Source organism: Amycolatopsis sp. NPDC048633 (genome assembly GCF_040650695.1).
GTDB lineage: Bacteria > Actinomycetota > Actinomycetes > Mycobacteriales > Pseudonocardiaceae > Amycolatopsis.
On the sequence record NZ_JBEZHS010000003.1, the window covers coordinates 325,348 to 342,271 of the forward strand.

20 protein-coding genes are annotated in these 16,924 nt (G+C 67.2%); 17 read left to right on the forward strand and 3 right to left on the reverse strand.

What is annotated here, in order from left to right:
* Positions 1–181: 181 nt before the first annotated feature.
* From AB0C38_RS10180 to AB0C38_RS10205, 6 genes are all read left to right on the forward strand, one after another.
* A complete protein-coding gene (locus AB0C38_RS10180; RefSeq protein ID WP_360669582.1) occupies positions 182–3,145 on the forward strand; it encodes a tetratricopeptide repeat protein in 2,964 nt (987 codons plus the stop codon).
* A complete protein-coding gene (locus tag AB0C38_RS10185) occupies positions 3,146–3,328 on the forward strand; it encodes a hypothetical protein (RefSeq protein WP_360669585.1) in 183 nt (60 codons plus the stop codon).
* 85 nt (positions 3,329–3,413) lie between these two features.
* Positions 3,414–3,725, forward strand: a complete 312-nt coding sequence (locus AB0C38_RS10190; protein WP_360669588.1) for a hypothetical protein — start codon at positions 3,414–3,416, stop codon at positions 3,723–3,725.
* Entirely contained in the window at positions 3,722–4,342 is a 621-nt protein-coding gene (locus AB0C38_RS10195; protein ID WP_360669591.1) for a prepilin peptidase, read from the forward strand. Before AB0C38_RS10190 ends, AB0C38_RS10195 begins: the two co-directional genes overlap by 4 nt.
* 64 nt (positions 4,343–4,406) lie before the next feature.
* Positions 4,407–4,640, forward strand: a complete 234-nt coding sequence (locus AB0C38_RS10200; RefSeq protein ID WP_360669594.1) for a hypothetical protein — start codon at positions 4,407–4,409, stop codon at positions 4,638–4,640.
* On the forward strand, positions 4,637–5,083 hold the full coding sequence (locus AB0C38_RS10205; protein WP_360669597.1) for a hypothetical protein: 447 nt from the start codon (positions 4,637–4,639) through the stop codon (positions 5,081–5,083). Before AB0C38_RS10200 ends, AB0C38_RS10205 begins: the two co-directional genes overlap by 4 nt.
* A gap of 92 nt (positions 5,084–5,175) precedes the next feature.
* On the opposite strand, the gene AB0C38_RS10210 is transcribed toward AB0C38_RS10205, so the two are convergent.
* The gene (locus AB0C38_RS10210; protein ID WP_360669600.1) at positions 5,176–5,700 is read right to left on the reverse strand and encodes a hypothetical protein; all 525 of its coding nucleotides are present in this window, start codon (positions 5,698–5,700) and stop codon (positions 5,176–5,178) included.
* A complete protein-coding gene (locus AB0C38_RS10215; protein ID WP_360669603.1) occupies positions 5,697–6,140 on the reverse strand; it encodes a hypothetical protein in 444 nt (147 codons plus the stop codon). Before AB0C38_RS10215 ends, AB0C38_RS10210 begins: the two co-directional genes overlap by 4 nt.
* Positions 6,141–6,240: 100 nt before the next feature.
* On the opposite strand from AB0C38_RS10215, the gene AB0C38_RS10220 reads away from it, so the two are divergent.
* The 5 genes from AB0C38_RS10220 (at position 6,241) to AB0C38_RS10240 (ending at position 10,430) form a co-directional block, all read left to right on the forward strand.
* Positions 6,241–7,110: an N-6 DNA methylase gene (locus AB0C38_RS10220; RefSeq protein ID WP_360669606.1), complete on the forward strand. Its 870-nt coding sequence runs from the start codon at positions 6,241–6,243 to the stop codon at positions 7,108–7,110.
* Between the two features lie 70 nt (positions 7,111–7,180).
* On the forward strand, positions 7,181–7,471 hold the full coding sequence (locus tag AB0C38_RS10225; protein ID WP_360669608.1) for a hypothetical protein: 291 nt from the start codon (positions 7,181–7,183) through the stop codon (positions 7,469–7,471).
* A gap of 315 nt (positions 7,472–7,786) precedes the next feature.
* Positions 7,787–8,764: an AraC family transcriptional regulator gene (locus AB0C38_RS10230; protein WP_360669611.1), complete on the forward strand. Its 978-nt coding sequence runs from the start codon at positions 7,787–7,789 to the stop codon at positions 8,762–8,764.
* A gap of 144 nt (positions 8,765–8,908) precedes the next feature.
* Positions 8,909–9,634, forward strand: a complete 726-nt coding sequence (locus tag AB0C38_RS10235; protein ID WP_360669614.1) for an alpha/beta fold hydrolase — start codon at positions 8,909–8,911, stop codon at positions 9,632–9,634.
* Positions 9,635–9,644: 10 nt separating this feature from the next.
* Entirely contained in the window at positions 9,645–10,430 is a 786-nt protein-coding gene (locus AB0C38_RS10240) for a flavin reductase family protein (protein ID WP_360669617.1), read from the forward strand.
* On the opposite strand, the gene AB0C38_RS10245 is transcribed toward AB0C38_RS10240, so the two are convergent.
* On the reverse strand, positions 10,402–11,364 hold the full coding sequence (locus tag AB0C38_RS10245; protein WP_360669620.1) for a LysR substrate-binding domain-containing protein: 963 nt from the start codon (positions 11,362–11,364) through the stop codon (positions 10,402–10,404). The two genes, AB0C38_RS10240 and AB0C38_RS10245, sit on opposite strands and share 29 nt — an antisense overlap.
* A gap of 130 nt (positions 11,365–11,494) precedes the next feature.
* On the opposite strand from AB0C38_RS10245, the gene AB0C38_RS10250 reads away from it, so the two are divergent.
* From AB0C38_RS10250 to AB0C38_RS10275, 6 genes are read left to right on the forward strand one after another with little or no spacing between them, the layout of a single operon-like run.
* Positions 11,495–12,958 (forward strand): 2-hydroxymuconic semialdehyde dehydrogenase, encoded by a 1,464-nt coding sequence (locus AB0C38_RS10250; RefSeq protein ID WP_360669623.1) that lies wholly within the window; start codon positions 11,495–11,497, stop codon positions 12,956–12,958.
* Positions 12,955–13,761, forward strand: a complete 807-nt coding sequence (locus AB0C38_RS10255; protein WP_360669626.1) for a fumarylacetoacetate hydrolase family protein — start codon at positions 12,955–12,957, stop codon at positions 13,759–13,761. Before AB0C38_RS10250 ends, AB0C38_RS10255 begins: the two co-directional genes overlap by 4 nt.
* Positions 13,758–14,693, forward strand: a complete 936-nt coding sequence (locus AB0C38_RS10260; protein WP_360669629.1) for an acetaldehyde dehydrogenase (acetylating) — start codon at positions 13,758–13,760, stop codon at positions 14,691–14,693. Before AB0C38_RS10255 ends, AB0C38_RS10260 begins: the two co-directional genes overlap by 4 nt.
* Complete coding sequence (dmpG, locus tag AB0C38_RS10265) at positions 14,690–15,721, forward strand: 4-hydroxy-2-oxovalerate aldolase (RefSeq protein ID WP_360669632.1); 1,032 nt, start codon at positions 14,690–14,692, stop codon at positions 15,719–15,721. The genes AB0C38_RS10260 and dmpG overlap by 4 nt, the downstream gene beginning before the upstream one ends.
* A complete protein-coding gene (locus AB0C38_RS10270) occupies positions 15,718–16,497 on the forward strand; it encodes a fumarylacetoacetate hydrolase family protein (RefSeq protein ID WP_360669635.1) in 780 nt (259 codons plus the stop codon). Before dmpG ends, AB0C38_RS10270 begins: the two co-directional genes overlap by 4 nt.
* Positions 16,490–16,921: a RidA family protein gene (locus AB0C38_RS10275; protein ID WP_360669638.1), complete on the forward strand. Its 432-nt coding sequence runs from the start codon at positions 16,490–16,492 to the stop codon at positions 16,919–16,921. The genes AB0C38_RS10270 and AB0C38_RS10275 overlap by 8 nt, the downstream gene beginning before the upstream one ends.
* The last annotated feature ends 3 nt before the right edge of the window (positions 16,922–16,924 follow it).

Sequence of the window (16,924 nt, forward strand, 5' to 3'; positions counted from 1 at the left end):
AGCCTGGCTCCCAGCTGTGGATGAGCGCGACCGATCACCGTCTCGACCATTCGTCCGACAATCAGCACCGCTCAGCGCGCGCAGGTTGGCGTATCCGACAGGTGCCTTCTAGGGTCTCGGTGAACTTGCCTGGGGAGAAATGAATCATTCACGACAAGTCGTTCACCGTTCGATCCTGGCGGTGGACATCGAAAGCTACGGGGATCCGAACCGGACGACGCCGCACAGGTTGTCGGTCCGCGATGGCCTTGACCACGCGCTGCGCCGAGCCTTCGACGAAGCCAGCGTGCCGTGGTTCGACTGCCGTCACGAGAACACCGGTGACGGTACGTTCGTGCTGGTTCCGCCGCAGGTTCCGAAGGGGCCGCTGGTGGAGACTCTGCCTGTTGCCCTGGCACGGGAACTGCGCCGGCACAACAACACGCATCAGCCGCAGGAACGTATCCGGGTGCGGATGGCCTTGCACGCGGGAGAAGTCGCCTACGACGATCAAGGCGCGACCGGGGCTGCGATCAATCGGGCATTTCGCCTGCTCGAAGCACCGCAACTGAAGGTCGCACTCGCCGAGTCGCCGGGCACTCTCGCCTTGATCACCTCAGCGTGGTTCTTCGACGAGGTTGTCCGCAGCAGCACTGTCGCCGACACCGGGACTTTCCGGTCAGTGCAGGTCGCCGTCAAGGAGACCGCTACGACCGGGTGGATCAGCTTGCCGGACCATTCCTGCCCGTCCGCGCCTGCGACCGGTGTACTCACCACCGATGACCGATCAGCGCAACCACCGACCGCAATCGAACCGCTGCATCCCGTGGCTGAGCGCAACACGCTGCCTCGCGACGTGCCAGTCTTTACTGGACGCGCCGAAGAGTTGCACCAGCTGACCACGACCGTTGCCGCGGCTGTGGAGCAGGGCGCACTGCGAACGGCGATTCACGTCATCGACGGTATGCCGGGGATCGGGAAGACGACCTTCGCGGTGCACGCTTCCTACCAGTTGGCGCGCTATTTCCCGGACGGCCAGATCTTCCTGGAACTGCATGGTCACAGCGCCCGGCAGCCTACGGTTGCCCCCGCGGACGCGCTCGCCTCGCTGTTGCTTCTGCGAGGTGTTCCGACCTTGGCCATTCCCGCCGACGTCGATGACCGTGCTCGACTGTGGCGGGAGAAGACGGCTGGCAAGCGAATCTTGCTGCTCCTCGACGACGCGGTCGGCGAGGAACAAATCCGGCCGCTGCTGCCCGGCGGTACCGGGAGCTTGGTGTTGATCACCAGCCGGCGGCGACTCGAATCCCTCGCCGAGGCTGGCCGCGTTTCCCTGGACACGCTCTCACCGACCGACGCCGCTGCTATGTTCGACCGCTATACCTTCGGGCAGCACGAGCCGGACGCTGTGGCCGAGCTGATGGGGTTGTGTGGCTACTTGCCGCTGGCTATTTCACTTACCGCGGGTCGGCTGGGCAGCCACCCCGGTTGGACGGCTCGGCAGCTGGGCGAGGACCTCGCCCGCTCCCAGAACCGCTTGAAGACGCTGCGGGCCGACAGCCGCAGTGTTGCCGCTGCCTTCGATCTCTCCTATCGCGACCTCAGCCCGCACCAGCAGCGGCTCTTCCGGCGGCTGAGCCTGCACCCCGGTAGTCACATCGACGCGGAGGCGGCCGCGGCCCTCGACGGGAGTGACGTCGAGACCACGCGCGAGCACCTCGACGCGCTGTACCTCAATCACCTGCTAGACGAGCCGGCTCCTGGCCGTTATCGCCTGCACGATCTGACGCAGACGTACAGCCGGACGCTTACCGACCCGTGCGCGGACGAGGGAGCCTTCGAACGCCTTCTCGATCACTACATCGGGACAGTCCACGCGGCACACCGCTTCGTGGACAGTCCCACACCACGGCTCGAACTCTCCACGCTGCCGCTGGCGTCGTCCCGGGAGTTCTCGACCGAGAGGGACGCGATCAGCTGGCTGACCGCGGAGCGGATCACTATCGGAGCCTGCATCACGTCTGCCGCCGCCAACGACCACGTGCGGCGGGCAGCCGAATTGGCTGTCGCTCTTCACCCTTTCCTTGAGCAGCACGGGCACTGGCATGATGCCCACCGAATCCACCGAGCCGTCCTCACCGCTGAACGAGCTACCGGCGACGTCGCGGCGGAGGCCGCGACCCTGACGGACCTGGGCAGAGTGCAGCGCCTCCTGGGTCATTACCACGAGGCCACCACGACACTGGCACGTGCCCGAGACCTGCACGGCGAGCTCAGTGACCGGCTCGGTAGAGCCAATGCACTCGACGAGGCCGGCCACGTTCAGCTGGAACTCGCCGAGTACGCGGAAGCAACGGCCTACTTCAGTGAGGCCCATCAGCTGTATGAAGACCTCGACCATCCGCTGGGTATCGCCGCCGCCCTGACTCATCTGAGCCACGTCCAGCACCGGCTGTGCGATCTGACGGGGGCGAGGAAGAACAGTGAACGTGGCCTTGCGCTCTATCGCCAACTCGGCAACGGCCCCGGCAAGATGATCGCTTTTCTCAATGTGGGTTGTGCGCAGGCCATCGCAGGAGAGCGCGCCGGTGCACTGGACTCCTTCACTGAGGCTGCGGTGCTGGCGACGAAGCACGGCGACCGATTCGCTGAGGCCAGGGCCTTGAACAACATCGGTCGCATGCATTTCGACTTCGGCAACTATGAGGCGGCCGATAGTTACTACAGCCGCGCCCAGATCATCTTCAGTCGATTGGATCATCGGGCCCGCGAGGGAGTGGTGTTGACCAACCTGGGGCGGCTTCACCACGCTGCAGGTAACTACCGGCTGGCGTTCACCTACCTGACGCGAGCCGAGGCCGGGTTCGGCGACGATCAGGGCTGGCAGGCGGAAAATCTGAACAACCTGGGCTGTCTTGCGCTCGACTGGCCCGATGCTGGCGACTCCGTCGAGTTCCATGCTCGAGCCCTCAAGCTAGCCCGTGCAGCCGGCGTCCGGCTGCAGGTGGGCCGGTCGCTCGAGGGACTGGGACGAGCCGCGTTGGAAGCCGCTGATGGTGCTCGAGGTGTCGAGTATCTCCGCCAAGCGCTGACGGTGTACGACGACATTGGCGTGCCGGAAGCGGCAGCGGTTAGGGCAACCTTGACCAAGTCGGCAACTTCGTAGGTGGTCACGAGTAACGCCCGTTCGCCGGTCGAGGATGGCGGCTGGTTCGCCGTGGCCAGCTGGTATACGGGGATCGAACCGGTGCGCGCCGACCTCCTGGCCACGCTGCAGGACTTCGCCACCTGGATGACCGCGCTCACGGGCGAGCAACGCGCCGAGTTCGACGCGATCGAGCACGGCTGACGGAAGACCCGCATCGTGCCGTATCGGAAGGCCGTCCGTCCCGCGTGTCTCCGGTGAACCGAGCACAGATCAGGCGGTGGCGACAATGCAGATCGCGGACGTCGAGTGGGTCACCGGCCACATCGAGGCGCATGGTCATCTTCTGGTACACGGCTCGACGCTCGCCGAAGTCGCAGCACGCACCCGGGCCGCGATCAGTGCGCGTACGCTCGCCGGGCTGCAGGTACGGCTGCGAATTCTGCACGCGGGCTGGTGGCGGACCGAGCCGTGCTGCTGCCGACGCTCGCTGGCGTGCTCCAACCACCCAGCGTGGCACTACCGGCCGGCAACAGCCACCGACAGCGCCGCGTTCCGAGGCGCTGAGGTGCGACTCTCGATCGCGCAGCGACCGCGGTGATCCGGCTCGTTGCGGGCGCCATCGCCGCCATGGCATGCACGCCCGTCACGATGGCTCTCCTGCGCCGCGCAGCGACGACGCCCTTGTCACCGACCGTCCAGCTTCTGTGCGTCGTTGGTACTTGGGTGGCTGGTGCCGCGGTCGGGCTCTGGCCGCAGCCGCTGGTCCCTGCCGCTGCCTGCCTGTGCCTGCTGGCAATTCCCGCGGCCGCGATCGACGTCGCCGAGCACAGGATTCCGAACCAGCTCAGCCTTCCGCTGGTCGGCGCGATGGCGATTTCCCTCAGCAGCGCAGCACTTCTCGCGCCGAACGGCGCGAGTGGTGTGCGTGCCTTGATCGGATCTTCCTTGTGGGGTGGCCTCTTGCTGCTTTCATTCGTTCTGACTGGGCAACCGGGTCCGGGTGACGTCAAGTTGGCGCCCAGCGTCGGCGCAATCCTGGGCTGGTTCGGCTGGCCGTGGCTGCTGGGCGGTCTCATCGCGACGTACCTGCTGACAGCCGTCGCGGGCCTCGTCGGAGTCATAGCCGGCCGATACCTGCTACGAGATGGACAAGTTCCGATGGGGCCGTCGATGGCCGCTATCGCGCTGGTCCTCGGCACGCTGGCTCAGGTCTGAATCATCTCGGGGCGGTCGAGACGTGACTCCTGCGTCTGCTTTGGACGAGTGTTAGGAGCTGAAGATGAACGAGTATTCCGACCAGGATCTCGATCTGGCGGCGACCTCGGCGGCGCAACGGTTCGACTTGGACGGCTCGGGGGCGCGTGAGCTGGTCGACATCGTCGCGACCGCCTTGACCGACGGCGGAGACGCGGTCGACGACGCTGCATGGGAGATCCAGGAGCGTGATCCCGGCGTCGATGGTGAGGACTTCGTCGAGGATGTCGCCGATAGCCTCGGGTACGACCTCCCGTGACCCGCGAGGCGGTGGGCGACAACAGCGCGGACCGTTACGTCGTGTCGCAGCGTAAGAGCCAGCTGTTCCCGACCATCGTGGCCGCCGCATGCCGACTTCGCTGTCTGCCGGTCTGGCGAGACCGGGAAGCCGTCGATCCGTCCTCGGTGTCGGAGGCGATTAATGACGCCGTCCTGCAGCTCGCGTTCTTCTGCGATGGGGAACTCAACGCCACGCTCGATCGGATGCTCGCGGCCGTGCACGCCCGGGTCGAGACGGTCCGTCAGATCCAGGCGAACAGCAGGCCGGGTTTCGGTGGCAAGGTCGACGAGACCGTCCGCGCCGATGATGAGTCGGGGCGTCGGCAGCTGGATCACGCGATCACCGCCTTCGTCGATGCTGCGCGCGCGGACCTGGGAATCTGTGGTTCGTGGACCCCGCTGAGTCCGGCCGAAGCGAGCTGACCGCTCCTGGATCATCCGGACTTCGGGTTCGGTGGCGTATCGACGAGATTGACCTTCTTGGTGATGCGTACTGGGGCGTCGACAGGTCCACGTCAATGTCCCGCGACCGGCGTCAGCCTGCGTAGCTGCCGCCCGGGTCCGTACGCCTGGCGCCGGATGAACGGCGCCACCGGGAAGCGGATGCCGACCCTGCGGCCTGAGGGCTCATCCTCACGCCGAGCAGCCGTTGGAGAGGATCTCCGGCTCACAGACACCACTCTGACCGGCGAAGCGCGGTAACCAGCTCGCTCGGCGCGGACGCGCTGCGTCCGGGGAAGGTGTTCCTCGGTGGTCTCGGTCAGGGTGTTGGGCGTGCAGAAGATCCAGCCCGCGTGCACCGTCTGCAGCCAGCCGATCGTGGTCTCCGCAGCCGCGATGCTCGCCGGGTCGATCACCTGGCCGTCCGGACTCGGTGCGACGGTGACCGATGTCGAGCCCCAAGGCATGTAGAGCTCGTTGTCCCACGTCAGCTCGGCGTGCTGCTGGCGGGCCGTTACTTCCGCCTCGGCCGCGCTCGCGCCCAAAGAACGGGCGAGGCGCTTGAGCGCCGCGAAGTCGGTGACGCTCCAGAACGTCACCCACAGCCCTCCGGTGTCGGACGCGACCAACTCGGTCCCGCCCAGGAGACCGCGACGATGTCGATGCGCTTGCCGTCCTCGCGGACGTACTCGGCCATCGGCTCGGCGAAGAGTATGAAACCGGTCGATGCCGGAAGGTCGTGGGGCTGGATGTCCCACCTGTCGCGCAGGCTCGGCGCGGCCTGGCGCACCAGCCGAGTGATGTCGGAGGTGACGTAGAACAGCTGCGCGCCGCTCAGCCGCTGGTGCTCGTCGGCCAACAGCAGGTCGGCTCCGGCTTCGGGACTGGTGATCGGCCGGAGCGTTCCGCGTCCGCTGCGCAGCGCGTCCGCGACCGAGAGCTGCGCCGGCCACGTCATCAGGTAGTCGGCGAGGTGCTTGCGCAGCGCGGGCAGTTCGCGGGGCTGCGGGGGAGACCAGCTGGCCGGGTCCGGCGTCATCGGGACTCACTCCTCAAACCTTGTGTACTTGGTGCTCGTGGTTTACGGTAAGTAAACATCGAGTACTAAGTCAACAAGGAATATGATGGGAGGCTCAGGGATGGCGTGTGGCAAACATCGAGCCGGCGGGTCGGTCACGAGCGGGCCGATCAACGCGGAGGCTCAGGCGCTGAAGATCGCTGTCGACATCGCGTCGGCCTGGCACAAAGACGGTGGGCCGGGTCGCACCGATGTGCCGATGGGGGTTGTCGCGACGATCGCGGCGGCCGGACTGCTGGTCGATGATCGCAGTCGGTCGGCTGAGGGGATGATCTCGGCGTCGCCGGATGACTTCGTCGAGATCGCTCGGCGGGTCTGGGCCGTCACGTTGACGCGTCGGCCGGACTTGACGCTGTGGGTGCACCCGCTGCTCCGCTGGCTGTTCGCGAACCTCGACGACCCGACGCGCCAGCGGATCAGACGGACCGCTGACGCCGCGCTGAACGCCGGTGCACTCAAGTTGGTCGCCACTGAGCGCCGGTTTGACTGCGACCTGTTCGGTCCGGTTCTTGGAGCTCTGCGCTCGCGGACGGCAACGAAGGTCAACGCGCAGATGTACACGCCGGGAGACATCGCGTGCGCGCTGACCGCCGTCGCGCTCGACGACCTCAAGGCGGGTCAGTCGTTCTGCGACGACACCGTCGGCACCGGTGGGCTCTTCCGTGCGGCTGCCCAGATCATCCGCAGCCGCGGCCTCGACCCGGCGGACATGCTGTGGTTCGGTGCGGATACCGACGAACTGGCCGTTGCCGCTGCTGCGGTCAACAGCCTGCTCTGGGGACTCGGCTCCGGCGTGATCCTGTACGTCGGCGACACCCTCGCTCACCCGCGCTGGTTCGAGGAGGCGCGCCGTGGGCGAGCGGAGTTTCTGAAGCAGGTTGACGGCCTGACCGCGGGGGTGCACGCCCTCGACTTCATCAAGAGGCTCTGATCCGACGCCATCGACGCGCCACGAGGCCCGAATACCGGCCCTACCTGGCCGTTCCTGCTAATTTCACCGGGTGGAGCAAGGCGAGCGGCAGATCGCGGACGGCCCCGCCGCCCCGGCGGACACGACCTTCCGCTACGCCGACATGGTCGAGATCGGCACGTGGTTCGGCGTCGGCCATCGCGCCGTGGCGAACTGGCGCTCCCGCTACTCCAGCAGTCATTCCTTCCCTGAGCCTGACGTCGTCATCGGCCGGACACCCGGGTGGTCACCCGATCGCCGGACCGAGATCGAGCAGTGGGCTGCGGCGAGGCCCGGTCAAGGAGCCGGCGGCGGACGTCCGCGCAAGGTAGGTGGCGATTGAAGTTGACTCGAAGGTGCTCGCATGAGCTGGCCGGAGGGTTCCTGGTTCGAGTGAACTATCGGCTCCGTCAACAAGTGACCTCCCGAAGTCGATGACTCCGGCGGGCGGCCTATCGCAACCTCACGCAAGCCTGACCTGGTCGCGAGTTGCATAATCTTGCCAGCTGTCAATATAGGTGTGTAGCCTCGCCACGCGTGGCAGTGTCGGGCTGCGGAAGCCGCAGTCTTCCCAGGTCAGAGGTGGGCTGGATGGTCGGATGTGCTGACGGTCGGAGGTTCGGTGACGTCTGTGCTCGGGTCCTGAGCTGAGGTGGGGATGGCCACCGGCGTCAGCGTCGAGACCGACACGCGTGATCCAGACGAGGCCGTACTCCAGATCACCCCGACGTACTGTCCTCATCGGCTCACGGTCGGCGATGGTCTCACGACCTTCCGGGCACGTCATTCCGTGGGCGGCACGAGCGAGCTCGGGGTGTACTACCTGTCCTACGGGACCGGCGTCACGGTTCTGGATCCGGTCCCGTTCGACGACTTCGTTCTCGTCTCGCGGCCGATTCGCGGGCGGTTCGCAGTCCGCTCCGATGACGGGGAACGGGTGGTGTCGCCGGGCGACGCCCTGGCGCTGGACTCGCACACCGCTTACCGCATGCGTTGGCAAGACGACTGCCTGCTGCTCACCCTGCGTTTGGCTCGGGATGAATTCGAGACCAGTGCGGCGGAGATCAATGGGACGACCGAATCCGTCAAGACCCACTTCCCGTTGGACCGCCTCCCCTCGGCCACGGGGTTGACGGCCTTGGACCAGGTGACACGTTTCCTGACTCGCGACGCACTGCCCAGCGGGCTCCTGACGTCGGCGCCGTTGGTGCGCGGGCAGCTGATCAGGGTGGTGGTGGCGAGCATTCTCGAGGCCTACACCGCTGTCGCCCGTACTTCTGAGTCGCGATCAGGTGGCGAAGTCAGGCCGGCTGCGGTTCGCCGGGCGATCGCGTACATCGAGGGCACAGCAGCCGAGGACATCCGGATCACTGACATCGCGGCTGCCGCGCGGCTGAGCGCCCGTGCCCTCCAGGAGTCCTTCCGCAGGTATTTGGACACGACGCCCATGGCGTACCTGAAGTCGGTCCGTCTCGATCGTGCGCACGCCGACCTGAGGCAGGCCGCTGTCGAGGAAGGCGTGACGGTGGCATCCGTGGCACACCGGTGGGGTTTTGGCAATCTGGGCCGGTTCTCCGCCGAGTACCGGCGGGAGTTCGGCCGGTCGCCGAGCGAGGTGCTGAGAGCATCTCGCTGACGGAGCTGGGGAGGCCGTCGCCACCTGCGCGGGCGACACAGTCAGCTGTTCACCGCGCTTTCCGGCCAGCGACCGCGCTGTCCGGATAGACCCGTTCTGACTAGGTGCCTAGCTTTACGCCATCATCGGCAGAAGGTAGGTGCTATGACAGTCTTTGTTCTCGTGCACGGATCCTGGCACGACGGTGACCACTGGGGCGCGGTCGTGGAACGGCTCCAGGAACTCGGTCACACGGCTTACGCGCCCACCGTGGCGGGCCACGGGAAAGACGTCCCCAAGGACGTCAGTCACGACGACTGTGTTGCCTCCATTGTGGACTACGTCGTCGAGCGTGAACTCGCCGATGTGGTCCTGCTGGGGCACAGCTTCGGCGGCACGGTGATCGCTCGTGTTGCCGAAGAGATTCCCGAGCGGCTCCGGCGGCTGATCTTCTGGAACGCGTTCGTACCCCGGCCGGGAAAGAGCATGTTCGAAGACCTTCCCCCGCACTACCAAGAGATGTTTTCCACCCTCGCGGCAGCTTCGGCTGACAACACTGTCACGTTGCCGTTCTCGATCTGGCGGGAGGCGTTCATCCAGGACTCAGATCTCGAACTGGCCCAGCGCACCTACGAGTCGCTCTCTTCGGAACCTCTCCAGCCGTTGATGGACCGGATGGACTTCTCGCGCTTCGCTGGACTAGAAATCGCGAAGTCGTACCTCAACGGCACCGAAGACACCGCACTGCCGCCTGGTGAGTGGGGCTGGCATCCGCGGATGTCCGGCCGCCTTGGACTGCATCGGTTGGTGCAGATGCCTGGCAGTCATGAGGTCATGTTCAGCAACCCTCGGGGCCTCGCCGAAAAGATCGTCGAGGCTGGTCGGGACTGACGGTCCAGCCATGTGCGAGACCGCGGGTGCACACGATGACCCATGTCGTGATCGGGGGCACCCGTGGTTCGCTGCTTCAGGTACGACCGAGCGCCGCGTGCTGGCTTGTTGCTCGCAATCCAGGTGTATATCCGTACGGGTATGGCAGGAGCCCGGATCGGCATTGGACGGACATGGCCCTACCAGCGACGATAGGTGGATCATCGCCGCTGGTCGTGGGGGTGACGCGGCCGAACGAGGAGGACGTCCTGTGGGAACACCACGTAGCACGTATGCGCCCAGCGACCCCCGGGCACTGAACTTCCGCAAGGCGCTGCGGCACTTCCCGAGCGGTGTCTCGGTGGTGACCGTCGTCGACGGGGATGGCGTCCACGGGATGACGGCGAGCTCGTTCGCCTCCGTGTCGCTGGACCCGGCGTTGTGCGCGGTGAGCGTGAACAAGCCGGGGCGCATGCACGAGCTGCTGCGAGGGACCGACGGTCTCTTCGGGCTGAGCATCATGGGACAAGACCAAGGGGTGATCGCCGATTTCTACGCTCGGCAACCGTGGAGCGTGGCGCTCGACGTCGAAATGGACTGGCAGCACGGATGCCCCACTGTCGGCGGCGCCCTCGCGTGGTTCGTGTGCCGCAAGTGGGCAGCTTACGACGGTGGCGATCACACGATCTTCGTAGGTGAATCGCTGGAATACGGTTCCACTGCGCGCGAGGACCTGGTGCCACTCGTCTGGCACAAGTCGCAGTACCACGACCTCGGTGAGCAGCTGGTCAGGCAGGGCCGCCCGAGTCGGGGGTGAGCCCGCGGTTCACTTCGCCGGCCTCGGCCACGAGCTTGTCGATCAGAGCCTGTGCCGATGGAGTGGGTGTGCGGGACGCCGACAGTGTGATGCCGACACTGTGGCCGATGGGTTCGAGCGACAGCGGCAGGCACACGATGCCGGGGTCTTCCTCGGTGATCATCCGAGGCAGAGCAACCACCATGTCGGTGTCGCGCAGCAGCTGGCGCACGGTGAGAAACGACGTCGCCTCGACACGGTCGACCGGCATCGGAACGTCGTTGCTGTGGAAGAGGTCCTCCAGCTCTCGCCGCAACGCCGTCTCCGGGCCGGGCAGGATCCACGGGTAGCCGGCGAGCGTCGCGAGATCCACGACGTCCTCGCCGGCGAGCGGATGCGACTCGCGCACCACCAGCACCACCGACTCGTCGTAGAGCTTCCGGCGGAGAAATCCTTCGTCGGAGATCTGCGTGAGCCGCCCGACGATCAAGTCGAGCCGTCCCGCGCTTAGCTCGACCACCAGTGACTCGGGGGTGCCGTCGCGCACGGCCACGGTGAGGCGTGGCCGCTCGGCCTTCAACGCGGCTATGGCGCGCGGTAGCAATACGTTCGAGCCGAACAAGTGGGTGCCGACGACGACGGTGCCGCGTTCGGCACCCGCCAGCTCGGCCACGTGGCGGGCGGCCTGGCGGGTTTGCGCGAGGATCGCGCGCGCGTGTTCGGTGAACGCTTCGCCGTAGACGGTCGGCGTGAGCCCCCGCGGGCCGCGTTCGAACAACTCGACCTCGAGGATCTCCTCCAGCTCGCGCAGGCCGCGCGTGGCTACTGGCTGCGTCACGTGCAGCTCGGCGGCCGCTCCGACGATCGTGCCGCGCCGTGCGATGGCGTCGAGCAGCACGAGGTGCCGGAACTTCATCCGGCCGTCCAGAAGCCGCGGTGGCTCGGTCGATGCCATTCGGCCTCCCTGTGCTCCGAACAGCAGCATAGCCATATGAGCATACCAACTCAACGTATTGGCATTTGTCAGGCATAGCTACAGGTGGCGACGATAGGGGCAGACCCAATCGGGGACCGGGAAGGCGGACATGAAGGACATCACGGTGCTCAGGAGCTTCGTCGGCGGGCAGTTCACCGCCGGTGGGGGCGACCTGTTCGACAACGTCAGCCCGGTCGACGGGACGGTCGTCGCCCGGGTCGAGGAGGCCGACCAAGCGGTGGTCGACCGAGCTGTCCGTGCCGGCCGTGTGGCGCTCGACGGAGCTTGGGGTCGTACTTCGGACGCGGATCGTGTCGCCGTGCTGCGCCGAATCGCCGACCGCATCGACGAGCGGTTCGATGACCTGCTCGCCGCGGAGGTCGCCGACACCGGCAAGCCATTCGACCTCGCCCGCCGTCTCGACGTGTCCCGGGCCGCGGCGAACTTCCGTGCCGCCGCGGACACCGTCGCTGGGGCCGGCCTCGACTCGTTCCTTTCCGAGAGCCCCGCCGGACGTGCGTTGAACTACGCGATCCGCAAGCCGCTCGGGGTCGTCGGGGTGATCGTGCCGTGGAACTTGCCGCTGCTCCTGCTGACCTGGAAGGTCGCGCCCGCCCTCGCCGCCGGGAATGCGGTCGTGGTCAAGCCGTCCGAGGAGACGCCGTCGAGTGCGACGCTCCTCGCGGAGATCATCACCGAGGCCGGGGCGCCCGACGGCGTCTACAACGTCATCCACGGTTTCGGACCTGGTTCCGCGGGGGAGTTCCTCACGAGCCATCCCGGAATCGACGCCGTCACCTTTACCGGGGAGTCCCGCACGGGTTCGGCGATCATGCAGGCGGTGGCGCCACGTGTGCTGCCGGTGTCCTTCGAGCTCGGCGGCAAGAACGCGGCCGTGGTGTTCGACGACGCCGATCTCGGCAGAGCTGTGGCGGGTCTCGCGCGTTCGACCTTCACGAACACCGGCCAGATCTGTCTGTGCACCGAGCGGATCTACGTGCAGCGCGGGGTGTTCGACGAGGTGGCCGCCGGACTGGCCGAACATGCGGACGCCCTGCGCTTCGGAAAGCCTTCCGATCCGGAGACGACGACGGGACCTCTGATCTCCCGTCAGCACCGGCAGAAGGTGCTCTCCTACTACGAGCTGGCAGAGCAAGAAGGAGCGAAACTTCTCGCGGGCGGCGGCATCCCCGACCTCGGGCCCGAGTTCGAAGGTGGAGCGTGGGTGCGCCCCGCACTGTGGACCGGACTGGACAACTCACACCGGACGCTGCGGGAAGAAATCTTCGGCCCGGTCGCGGCGCTGGTGCCCTTCGACACGGAGGACGAGGCGATCCGGCTGGCCAACGACAGCGACTACGGCCTGGCCGGCTCCGTGTGGACCACCGACCTCGAACGCGGCCACCGGGTCGCAGGCGCGCTGCGTGTCGGTATGTCATGGGTGAACACCTGGTACCTGCGCGACCTGCGCTCGCCTTTCGGCGGCGTGGGGCTCTCGGGTATCGGCCGCGAAGGCGGAGTGCACTCGCTGCACTTCTACACCGAGCCCACCAACGTCTGTGTGGCGCTGTGAACGCGGGAATCGAGGCGGCAGTCGAGCGCTTAGCCCGGGCCGAGCACGACCGGGTCCCCGTGGTGCCAGTGCGCGATGTGCTCGGCGAGGACGACATCGATGCCGCCTACGAGGTGCAGCGCCGGATCGTCGCCCGCAAGATCGCGAACGGGCGGCGCGTTGTGGGCCGCAAGATCGGATTGACCTCCGAGGCGGTGCAGCTTCAACTTGGCGTGGACCGACCCGACTTCGGCGTACTGCTCGACGACATGGTCTTCGGCGACCGTGCGGAGATCCCGATCGGCCGATTCTGCCAGCCGCGGGTGGAAGGTGAGGTGGCCTTCGTGCTCGGGGCGGGCCTACCTGCGGCGGCAACGATCGTGGATGTGCTCCGTGCCACGGACTTCGTACTTCCGGCCATCGAGATCGTCGACTCGCGAGTGTCGGACTGGGACATCCGGATCACCGACACCGTTGCAGACAACGCCTCCAGTGGTGCACTGGTACTGGGGACACGACCACGGAAACTGTCCGCGGTGGACCTGTCAGGACTGGGCATGGTGCTGGAGCACGGAGGCGAGCCGATCTCGACCGGTGTCGGCGCTGCCTGCCTGGGCTCGCCCGCGTGTGCCGTCGCCTGGCTGGCGCGCGAAGTCGCGAGCCGCGGCGAGCCGCTGCGGGCCGGGGAAGTCGTTCTCGCCGGCGCATGGGGGCCGATGGTGCCCGTCGCCGGGGCGGGAACCTACCTGGCCCGGTTCGAAGACATCGGAGAGGTCCGCGTGAGCTTCACCGCAGGGCCGGCTGAAGGGAAAGAACGATCATGAGCACTCCGGTGGCGATCATCGGGTCGGGCAACATCGGTACCGACCTCATGTTCAAGGTCAAACGGCTCTCCAGTGAGCTCGAGATCACCGCGATGGCGGGGATCGATGCCGCCTCGGACGGCCTGACAAGGGCGCGCCGGCTCGGTGTCGCGACGTCGCACGACGGCGTGGAGGGGCTGATCGTTCTGCCTGAGTTCGCGGACATCCGCCTGGTGTTCGACGCGACTTCCGCCGGCGCGCACCGGTACAACAACGAGGTTCTCAGCGCGCACGGCAAGCAACTGGTGGACCTGACGCCCGCGGCCATCGGTCCGTACGTGGTGCCGACAGTCAACCTCGAAGACCACCTTGACGCGAGGAACGTCAACATGGTCACCTGCGGCGGCCAGGCGACGACGCCGATCGTGGCCGCGGTGTCGGCGGTGGCCCCGGTGGCTTACGCCGAGATCATCGCGACGATTTCGGCGAAGTCTGCCGGCCCGGGTACCCGCGCGAACATCGACGAGTTCACCGAGACGACCGCCAGGGCTCTGGAGACGGTCGGCGGAGCAGACCGTGGCAAGGCCATCATCGTGCTGAACCCGGCCGACCCGCCGATCACCATGCGCGACACCGTCTTCTGCCTGCTCGACCAGTCCGAAGTGGACGAGGAGGCCGTCGGTGCGTCGGTGGAGGAGATGGTCGCGCGGGTACTGGGTTACGTGCCGGGCTACCGGCTCAAGCAACGCGTCCAGTTCGACCGGGTCGACGAGCCGTTCTTGCCGGCGCTCGGGCGTGCCTTCCGCGGTGTGAAGGTGTCCGTCTTCCTCGAGGTGTCCGGCGCAGGGCACTACCTGCCCGAATACGCCGGGAACCTCGACATCATGACCTCGGCCGCCCTGCGGACCGCCGAGCGACTCGTGCGTGTGCCCGTGGAAGGGGCGATCCGATGACCGAAGGGATCTACGTCCAGGACGTGACGCTGCGGGACGGCATGCACGCGGTCGGGCACCGCTACACCGTCGACCAGGTACGCCGGATAGCCGCCGCGCTGGACGCCGCGGGAGTGGGTGCCATCGAGGTCGCGCACGGCGACGGCTTGGCCGGCTCGAGCGTGAACTACGGCCACGGCGCGGCCACCGACGCCGACTGGATCGCCGCCGCCGCCGAAGTGGTCGACCGGGCCAAGCTCACCACGCTCTTGCTGCCGGGCGTCGGCACCATCGACGACCTGCGCGCCGCACGGGACCTGGGCGTGGCCAGCGTCCGGATCGCGACCCACTGCACCGAAGCCGACATCGCGATCCAGCACATCGGCTGGGCCCGCGACAACGGGATGGACGTGGCCGGGTTCCTGATGCTGAGCCACATGAACGACCCGGCCGGGCTCGCCGAGCAGGCGAAGGTGATGGAACAGGCCGGCGCGCACTGCGTGTACGTGACCGACTCCGGCGGACGTCTGACCATGCGCGACGTCGCAGCCCGCATCGACGCGTACCGCGAGGTCCTCGACCCGGCAACCCAGATCGGCATCCACGCCCACGAGAACCTGTCCTTGTCGGTGGCCAACAGCGTCACCGCTGTCGACCACGGCGTGTACCGGGTCGACGCCTCTCTCGCCGGTCAGGGCGCTGGTGCCGGCAACACACCGATCGAGGCGTTCGTGGCGGTCGCCGACCTGCTCGGCTGGGACCACGGGTGCGACCTGTTCGCCCTCCAGGATGCAGCCGAAGATCTCGTGCGCCCGCTTCAGACGCGTCCAGTCCGCGTCGACCGGGAGACGCTGACGCTCGGGTACGCCGGCGTCTACTCGAGCTTCCTGCTGCACGCCGAACGCGCCGCCGGCCGCTACGGGCTCGATGTCCGTGCAATCCTCCTCGAAGCGGGGCGCCGCGGCCTGGTCGGTGGCCAGGAGGACATGCTCGTCGACGTCGCGCTCGACCTGCTGGCCGGCCGTGACCGCGAGGCGGCGACGGCATGACCGTGATCGACGACTTCGCGGCGCGGCTCGACGAAGCAGCGAGGACACGAACACCGTGCGCTCAGCTGTCGGCCGAGCGCGACATCTCACTCGAGGACGCTTACGCCGTGCAGCGCGCGCTGGTCGAACTGCGGCTCGGACGGGGTGAGCGCGACTTCGGGGTGAAGCTGGGTTTCACCAGCAGGGCGAAGGCAGTTCAGATGGGTGTCGACGATGTGATCGTCGGACGGCTCACGTCGGGCATGGTGTTCGCCGACGGCGACGAGCTCGATCTCGCCGCGTTCGTCCACCCCAGGGCCGAACCCGAGGTCGCGTTCCGGCTCGGCCGCGACATCGCGGAGGGAGAAATCCCGGGGACGGAGGCCGTCGAGGCCGTTGCGCCCGCGATCGAGGTCATCGATTCGCGCTACCGCGACTTCCGGTTCTCCCTTGCCGACGTCGTCGCCGACAACACGTCTGCCGCCGCTGTAGTGCTGGGGCCATGGCGTCGGCTCGATGCCGACCTGGGCAACCGAGGTGTCCTCCTGGAGGTCGACGGTCGGCTCGCCGGAGCAGGCTCGACCGCCGCGATCCTCGGTGACCCGCTGCGGGCGCTGACCGCGGCCGCACGGATGGCGCACCAGCACGGAATCCCGCTGCCCGCGGGGACCGTGCTGCTCGCCGGGGCGGCGACTGCTGCCGTGGCCCTGCAAGCAGGCACGCAGGTGTGCGCCACCGTATCCGGCCTCGGCCGGGCGCGGTTCTCCGTCACCGATCAGGGAGGTAGTGATGACTGAAGCTGTGACCGTCGAGGGCAAGGCGACGCCGAGGGGCCGGTTCCCGCACGTGAAACGTGCGGGTGACCTCGTGTTCGTGTCCGGTACGAGCAGCCGCCGACCGGACAACACGTTTGCCGGAGCAGAGGCTGACGAGTTCGGCACGACCTCCCTCGACATCCGCGCGCAGACTGCTGCCGTTCTCGACAACATCGGCGACATCCTCGGCTCCGCCGGAGCGACCCTCGCGGATGTCGTCCAGGTCACCAGCTTCCTGGTGAACATGAACGACTTCGGCGGCTACAACGAAGTCTACGGGCGCTACTTCGACGAATCGGGCCCGGCGCGCACCACCGTCGCCGTGCACCAGCTGCCGCACCCGCACCTGCTCATCGAAATCCAGGCTGTCGCGTACGTGCCTCGTCAAACCACCGGAGGGAACTGATCG